Source organism: Streptomyces sp. NPDC004539 (genome assembly GCF_040610055.1).
Taxonomy (GTDB): Bacteria; Actinomycetota; Actinomycetes; order Streptomycetales; family Streptomycetaceae; genus Streptomyces.
In genome coordinates, this window is record NZ_JBEXLS010000044.1 from 49,930 (window position 1) to 56,846 (window position 6,917).

General features: G+C 67.1%; 6 protein-coding genes and 2 pseudogenes. 4 read left to right on the forward strand and 4 right to left on the reverse strand.

The window, feature by feature from the left end; translation table 11 throughout:
* The first annotated feature begins 19 nt into the window (after positions 1 to 19).
* Positions 20 to 559, forward strand: coding sequence for an SMI1/KNR4 family protein (locus tag ABZX85_RS47335; RefSeq protein ID WP_355884378.1), 540 nt, complete (start codon positions 20 to 22; stop codon positions 557 to 559).
* Here the strand turns inward: ABZX85_RS47335 and ABZX85_RS47340 are convergent.
* The 4 genes and pseudogenes from ABZX85_RS47340 to ABZX85_RS47355 form a co-directional block, all read right to left on the reverse strand.
* Positions 560 to 1,527, reverse strand: a pseudogene (locus ABZX85_RS47340) (IS630 family transposase).
* 428 nt (positions 1,528 to 1,955) lie between these two features.
* Complete coding sequence (locus tag ABZX85_RS47345; RefSeq protein WP_355884380.1) at positions 1,956 to 2,984, reverse strand: alpha/beta hydrolase; 1,029 nt, start codon at positions 2,982 to 2,984, stop codon at positions 1,956 to 1,958.
* A gap of 14 nt (positions 2,985 to 2,998) precedes the next feature.
* The gene (locus tag ABZX85_RS47350; RefSeq protein ID WP_355884382.1) at positions 2,999 to 3,349 is read right to left on the reverse strand and encodes a hypothetical protein; all 351 of its coding nucleotides are present in this window, start codon (positions 3,347 to 3,349) and stop codon (positions 2,999 to 3,001) included.
* A gap of 13 nt (positions 3,350 to 3,362) precedes the next feature.
* Positions 3,363 to 3,863 carry a helix-turn-helix domain-containing protein gene (locus ABZX85_RS47355; RefSeq protein ID WP_355884384.1) on the reverse strand — a complete coding sequence of 167 codons (501 nt, stop codon included), beginning with the start codon at positions 3,861 to 3,863 and terminating at the stop codon, positions 3,363 to 3,365.
* Between the two features lie 280 nt (positions 3,864 to 4,143).
* Between ABZX85_RS47355 and ABZX85_RS47360 the strand changes: the two genes are divergently transcribed.
* The 3 genes and pseudogenes from ABZX85_RS47360 to ABZX85_RS47370 all read left to right on the forward strand — a co-directional run bounded on the left by ABZX85_RS47360 (position 4,144) and on the right by ABZX85_RS47370 (position 6,497).
* A complete protein-coding gene (locus tag ABZX85_RS47360) occupies positions 4,144 to 4,581 on the forward strand; it encodes a GntR family transcriptional regulator (protein ID WP_355884386.1) in 438 nt (145 codons plus the stop codon).
* Positions 4,582 to 4,585: 4 nt separating this feature from the next.
* Positions 4,586 to 5,461: pseudogene (locus tag ABZX85_RS47365) on the forward strand (ABC transporter ATP-binding protein); the annotation flags it as partial.
* A gap of 49 nt (positions 5,462 to 5,510) precedes the next feature.
* A complete protein-coding gene (locus ABZX85_RS47370) occupies positions 5,511 to 6,497 on the forward strand; it encodes an ABC transporter permease subunit (protein WP_355884388.1) in 987 nt (328 codons plus the stop codon).
* The last annotated feature ends 420 nt before the right edge of the window (positions 6,498 to 6,917 follow it).

The following is a 6,917-nucleotide window of genomic DNA, read 5'->3' on the forward strand; positions in this document are numbered from 1 at the left end:
ACCTGAAAGGAAGCCCTGGATGCCACGTCCCGATCTTGAACACCTGCGCGAACTGCTCCCCGTACCTCCTTCCGGCGGTGATGCGGTTGACTGGCAGGAGGTCGAGCGGAATACGGAGCTAGTATTCCCGGCCGACTACCGTGCGTTCGTGGAAGAGTACGGTGGTGGTGTGATCAACGAGTATCTCTCCGTAAACACGCCACCCGTCCTTGATTCGCCCTACGGCGATATCTTGGACAAGCTCGAAACCACTCTTTCGGATCGGGATCAGCAAGAGCTGAGTGCCCTGCTCGGCGTATCAGACCTGCCGCCCCTGCTGCCTTTCGCGGACACTGCCAATGGCGACACCGCTTTCTGGCTACGAGTGGGTTCTCCCGACGACTGGAGGGTGACCGTTTTCCGTAGACAATCGCCTTACGGGACTAGCCGATGGACTCTGTTTGATGCTGGCATGGTTCCGTTTTTCATAGCCGTTCTGGTCAATGAGATAGACCCGTTCAGCGAGCGATTGTCGACGGGCGGGCCTCATGAGTTCGAGAGCTGGCATACAGAGTATTAATCATAAATCCAAAGGGTTCCGTTCGAGGATGTAGCGGACGTGTGGACCGCCGAAGTAGCCGCGGACGATGTGTGGCTGCCGCGGGCGCTGGTGGAAGAACCTGCGGGTCTCAGCGGCCAGTTGGGCCTGGTCACGGGCGCGGCTATGAATCGGCAGGCTCCGTTTGAGGTTGGCTTTGACCAACTCGTCGGGGTTCAGTTCGGGTGAGTACGACGGCAGGAAGTGCAGCTCGATCCGGTCGGGGTTATCGGTCAGCGAGGTGCGGACCTTACGGGAGCGGTGCGCGGAGTGGCCGTTCAGGACGAGGTGGACCTTTGCGGTCGAAGTGGCCTGCGAGCCGGTCGAGGAAGCGGCACATCACGTCGGCGTCGAAGGTCTCGGTGAACACCATGAAGTGCATCCGGCCCTTCGTGCTGATCGCGGACATCGCGTTGACCGAGAACCGGTTCCCGCTGCGGCGCGCGATGGAGGTGCACCCCTTGGCGCCCCAGGTGCGGCCGGTGACCTGGTCGGCGAAGAGCACCTCACCGCCTTCGGCCTTCGCTTTTGCACGGATCGCCGGCCAAGTCTTCTCCCGCCAGACGCGCACCGCCTCCGGGCTCTGCTCGACGGCCCGCTTGTCCGGACGCTGGAACGGCAAGCCCCACCGGCGCAGGTGCTTGCCCACCCCTTGCTCGGTCAGTCGCACCCGGTACGGCTTCGCGATCAGATCCCCCACCCCGGCGCGCGTCCACAACTGCCCGGCCAGTCGCAGGTCACAGGGTCGGTGGTCCGGCACGGCCTGCCGGACCACCTCACCCAGGATCTGATGCTCGCCTACCCGGCACCCTCGTGGCTGGGCCATGAGTGCCTCGCCCGCCGGCCAGCCACTTCGCCCACCAGTTGTCCACCACCTTGAGCGAGACCTGGAACACCGCCGCGACATCCTCGCGAGTCCGGCCCGCCACCAGTGCTGCCACCGCCCGCAGCTGAAGCGCCTCCTGCGCCGACGGCGACAACTGCCGTGTATCCCACACCGGTTTACTCACACAGGGACCAACGACCCAGAACACCTACCATTTTGGATTAATCTGGATATTCAGCGGAATTGGGCGACCTGACCCCCGGTAGCAGAAGGGTGCCGCTGACCTGTGAGGATGCGAGTGTCTAGGTCGTATCCGCTGAGGGGTGGTCTGTTGGGGCAGGCCGGTGGCGTGTGATGCCGAGTTGACAGCGCTGCTTCCCCACCTGGCTTCGGTGCTGGTCGAGGCGGTCGAGACAGGCGAGGGCCTGGTCAGGATCACGGTGCGGACCGCCGCCGCGGTTTCGGTGGTCTGCACGGGCTGCGGGCAGGAATTGAGGTGCGGAACTTCCACACGAACCCGTTGAGGACCCTGCGGTCGTCCAGTCGTCGGCGTCAGTGTCGAGCGAACCGGCGCAGGGCGTCGAGTACGGGTGGCGCGAGCGTGTCCGGGTGGTCGGCGTCGTGCAGCAGATGGTCCACTCCCGGCAGCGTCGCTCGGCCCGGTCCACCGGCATGCGCGTGACGCAGGGCGGCCGTCAGGGCGTTCGTCGTGGCGCAGGGGACCTGAGCGTCGTTCGTGCCGCACGTCAGCAGCACCTTGGTTCCCGGCCGGAGTGCGGCGGCGGTGTCCGGTGGGTAGACGGCGTCATCGCTCAGCACGAACCGGGCGTTGGGGCCTTGGAACGCCTCGAAGAGCCGGGCGATCGCGGGGGGCAGGTCGGTGGTGTCGACCGGTCGGCGTTCGCGCAGGGAGGCGACGGCCGCGTCGACGGCCGCGTTGACGATGCGTTGCTGCTCCGGGGTGAACTGGCCCTGTCGGGTCGCTTCGGCGATCTGAGCCTTGAGCTGGAGCGCGACCAGGTCCAGCATGCGGATCGCCTGGGGTTGCAGCAGCGCCAGGCCGGCCGGGCGCGGGCGGACGGTGCCACCCAGCAGCAGTCCCGTCATCGCGCCCTCGCTGTGTCCGACGAGCAGCAGTTCGTGCGGGTCGGTCTCCGGCTGGTCGCGCAAAAACTCGTAGGCGGCCCGTGCCTGGCGGACGAAAGCTGGGTAGTCGAGTTCTTCCGGGTGGTCCCGGTAGGCGCCGAGCCCGGTGCGGCCAGTGCCGTACTTGTCGAACCGCAGCGTGGCGATTCCGTCCCCGTCGAGCGCGTCGGCCAACTGTGCCAGGGTGTTCGGTGCGGACCCGGGCGGTTGATTTCCGTCGCGGTCGGTGGGTCCGCTGCCGGGCAGCAGCAGTGCCGCCCGCAGCCGTTGCCCGGCACGATGCTCGGGAACGTGCAGGGTGCCGTACACGCTCGTACCGTCGGCCGTGAAGACGACCTCACGGTCGGTGGCAGGGACGAGACCGGGCGTCGCCTCGGCCGGGGCGACGGTGACGACGGTCAGTGCCATTAAAGCCGCTGCCAAGTGGCGAAACATTGGCCTACCTCCTTTCAGGAAAGGGCGTTCTCGACCAGGGCGACAGTCGCGCGGGGGTCGTCGACTTGTAGGACGAGGCGTGAGTACGTCTCGTCGGCGAGTTCAACCACGATTGCCTTCGATGGGTCCCTGACGTCCCAGAAGACCTTTTCGCCATCCTGATGGAAGGTGCCGGCGGTGATCACACGGGGTACGTGGGAGCCCGGCGCGCGGATTCCCTTGGGGTCGGAGGCGATACCGGGGTCGGCGGTCGCGCCACGGACGTTGGCCAGCGGGATGGTCAGGCTGCTCTTGAAGGACCAGAGCTTGTCGAGACCCTCGATCACGACGACGAGGTCGTCGCCGTCGATACGTATCAGTGCCATGTCGGTCTCCATTTCAGGGGAGTGGGTCGAGGTGTCGGGCCAGCGCGGTGGTGGCGTTGTCGGGGTTGCCGCGCAGGAGGATGCCCAGCGCGGCGGCGGTGAGGGCGGCGGCCAGGTCGGCGGGAACGCCGAGGGTGTCGGCGATCGCCTGGTCGATGGCGGCCAACGCGGCCGTCACCTCGGAGGCGGCTTCCGCGTCGACCGGTGCGCGTTCGATCGCCGCGAGCAGCAGCAGGCGGAGGTCGGCCGACGTGACGAGCCGCAGCGCGTCTGCGGCATCCGATGCGTCGGCGAGGGCGTCGAGCAAAGGGCGGACGTCGTCGGTGAGGTGGCGGCGCAGAGCGATGAGGTAGAGGCCGCGCTTGCTGCCGAACGTCTTGTACAGGCTGTTGCGGTGCACGCCGAGGTGGCTGACGAGATCGTCGACGGACACACCGTCATATGCACGTCCGCCGAACAAGTCCACGGCGGCACGTACCGCTTCGTCCTCGTCGAATGCCCTTGGCCTGCCCATGACCGCCACGGTAGACAGTTGAGGAACGACCAGTCAAGAACGATCGTTCCTTAATTACCCGATCCCCTTCACGGCCCGCGATTCCAGCAGTTGCGAGACAGTCGCGAGACTGGTGCGCCGCGTCAAGCCGCTTGAGGGGGTCGCGTCCCCCGCCGAAGTGGACGCCGACGTGACGGAGGCCGCGGCCGGCGGCCGAAATCCTGCCCAGGAAGCCCTTCCGATCGCCGTTGACAACCACTCGCGCACCCCTCCATCATCATTCCACTAATCGAGTAGTGAAATGGTGGTGGCAATCGTGGAGTTCCGCATCAACAGGCGGAGCGGAGTCCCCGCCTTCCAGCAGATCGTGCAGCAGACCAAGCAGGCCCTGCGGCTGGGCGTACTGGTGCCGGGCGATCGGCTGCCGACCGCCAAGGATGTCGCCGAGGTCAGCGCGGTCAACCCGAACACCACCCTCAAGGCGTACCGCGAGCTGGAGCGTGAGGGGCTGGTCGAACCGCGGCCCGGCCAGGGCACGTTCGTACGCCGCACACTGGCCCGCCCTTCGGCAAGCACCGACTCACCGCTGTACCGGGAGCTGGTGGCGTGGGTGTCCCGGGCGGCCGAGGCGGGTCTGGAGCAGGAGGATGTGGCCGCGTTGGTCGCCTCGGCAATGGAGAAGCAGTACGCCGCCGGTACGGAGACGGCGGTCACGACGACTAGGAGCACTGGTGAGTGACGGTATGAACGCGGGGGAGCCGGCGCTTGAGGCGCACGGCCTGGGGATGCGCTACCGGCGGGGCTGGGCGTTGAAGGACTGTTCCTTCCGGCTCCCGGCGGGACGGATCTGCGGGCTGGTCGGTCCCAACGGGGCGGGCAAGACCACGCTGCTGAGCATCATGGCCCACGTCCTGGAGCCGACGGAGGGCAGGCTCAGCGTGTTCGGCGCGGCACCGGGCTCGGTGGACTCGGGGCGCACCTCGTTCCTCGCCCAGGAGAAGCCTCTGTTCCGCCGGTTCACCGTGGCTGAGACCCTGCGGCTGGGGCGGGAACTGAACCCCGGCTGGGACCAGCGCGCCGCCGAGGACATCGTCCGCGCGGGCAATGTGCCCTTCGACGCGAAGGTCGGCAGCCTGTCCGGCGGTCAACGCACCCGCGTCGCCCTCGCCGTCGCCCTCGGCAAGCACCCCGACCTGCTGCTGCTCGACGAGCCGATGTCGGATCTCGACCCGGTCGCGCGCCACGAACTGATGGGCACCCTCCTCGCCGAGGCTGCCGAGCACGGCACCACCGTGCTGATGTCCACCCACGTCCTGGCCGAACTGGAGAACGTGTGCGACTACCTGGTCGTCCTCTCCGACGGCGGAGTACGCCTCGCCGGAGACGTGGACGAGCTGCTCTCCGCACACACCATGGTCACCGGCACCAAGGACGGCGAGGGCCTGCCGGCCTCCCTCGCGTACCACCCCCTCGTCGAGTCCCGGATCAGCGGACGGCAGTTCACCGCCCTGATCCGCCCCGATGGCCCGGCCACCGGTCCTTGGGAAACGGACAGCCCGAGCATGGAAGAACTCCTGCTCGCCTATCTCCGCTCACCCGACGCACCATCTCTGATCACCCCACCGCCCAGGTCCAGGACCAGGCGCACAACACCCGGACGGTGGCAGTATGAGCTCTCTCACCAGCACCTCTACGACGGCCAGATTCACGGCCCCGGGCACCACGGGCGCCGGCCGACTCCCCCAACTCCGCCAGCCCTTCAAGGGCATGACCTGGCTGGTCTGGCGTCAGCACCGGGCCGCGTTCTGGACCATCCTCGGCGTCTCCACGCTCGCCGTGGCGTTCATCGTCTTCCAGCGCTCCCAGCTGCATACCGCCGGGTACGACGCCACGTCCACGGGACTGCGGCTGATGCCGATCCTGCTCGGTGTCTTCCTCGGTGCTCCGCTGTTCGCCGGCGACCTGGAGAACGGCACCGCCAAGCTGGTCGTCACCCAGTCCGTGAGCCGAACCCGCTGGCTGACCACGAAACTGGCCCTGACCGCGCTGGTGGTCGTGGTGAGCACGGTCGCGCTGTCGGTCGGGTTCGGGTGGTGGTGGAGCCTCTACGACGAGTCCACGAGCTCGGAGTGGACCTCCGGGTCCACCTTCAACAACACCGGACCCGTGCCCGTCGCCCTCGCCCTCTTCTCTGTCTTCGGCGGGGTGGCGATCGGCGTGGTGCTGCGCCGCACGCTGGTGGCCATGATGGTCACCCTCGGTTTCACCGTCGTCGTCCAGATTGCCTGGTCACACTTCCTGGCCCACTTCCTGCTGTCGCTCGCCAACGTCGTCACGATCACGACGAACAAGGGCGTCCCGTTCCAACAGGCGATGCCGACGTTGCCCTCAGGCGCGCACCAGGTGAACTGGTCGAACCCCCCGTACGTCACCGGCGACGGGAAAATCCTCGGCTGGAACACCTGCAATCAAGGACAGACGGAACAGGCGCATGACCTGTGCATGAAGAAGGCCGATGTCGTCGGCTGGTCGGTCGACTACCTGCCGATCTCCCAAATGAACGGCCTTCAGTGGTTCGGCGCGTCGATCCTGCTGGCCCTGACAGCCGCCGTCACGGTGTTCCTCTTCTTCTGGGGCCGTAAGCGCCTCGCCTGAGGAGCTCTTGTCTTTTCGGGTGTGATCGGTATGTTTCCGCCCGGCGGGATAGCAGTGGTGATTCCGTGGGAGTCGTGGCCTGCCGGGTCGTCGCTCCCCGGGAGGTTACGAATGCCGTCAGCCGTCGGACTGCTGGAATAGCACGAACGCGCTGCTCGCCGTCGAGTCGACGGGCTGCGGGAGGAGGCCGGCCGCATCCAAGTCGAGCTTGCCGCGGCCGAGCGGGAATGGCAGGAGTGGGCGATCGCCCGCAGACGGGTCGACACGGTGTTGGCTCCGGACGGCGGCAACACCGCCGGCGCCGAGGTCACTGAGCTGTTTCAGAGTGGCCACTGATTCCCAATCAGGTTGTCAAGTGGCTGTGGTGACATGCGGTGAAGGCGTCATGTCGCTGCGGCACCGGCGCGGGCAGCGGCGGTC

What these genes read in the sequence shown, in the direction of transcription:
- ABZX85_RS47355 (WP_355884384.1), bottom strand. Translation starts at nt 3,863, where the DNA reads ATGGGCAGGCCAAGGGCATTCGACGAGGACGAAGCGGTACGTGCCGCC.
- ABZX85_RS47370 (WP_355884388.1), top strand. Translation starts at nt 5,511, where the DNA reads ATGAGCTCTCTCACCAGCACCTCTACGACGGCCAGATTCACGGCCCCG.
- ABZX85_RS47345 (WP_355884380.1), bottom strand. Translation starts at nt 2,984, where the DNA reads ATGTTTCGCCACTTGGCAGCGGCTTTAATGGCACTGACCGTCGTCACC.
- ABZX85_RS47350 (WP_355884382.1), bottom strand. Translation starts at nt 3,349, where the DNA reads ATGGCACTGATACGTATCGACGGCGACGACCTCGTCGTCGTGATCGAG.
- ABZX85_RS47360 (WP_355884386.1), top strand. Translation starts at nt 4,144, where the DNA reads ATGGTGGTGGCAATCGTGGAGTTCCGCATCAACAGGCGGAGCGGAGTC.
- ABZX85_RS47335 (WP_355884378.1), top strand. Translation starts at nt 20, where the DNA reads ATGCCACGTCCCGATCTTGAACACCTGCGCGAACTGCTCCCCGTACCT.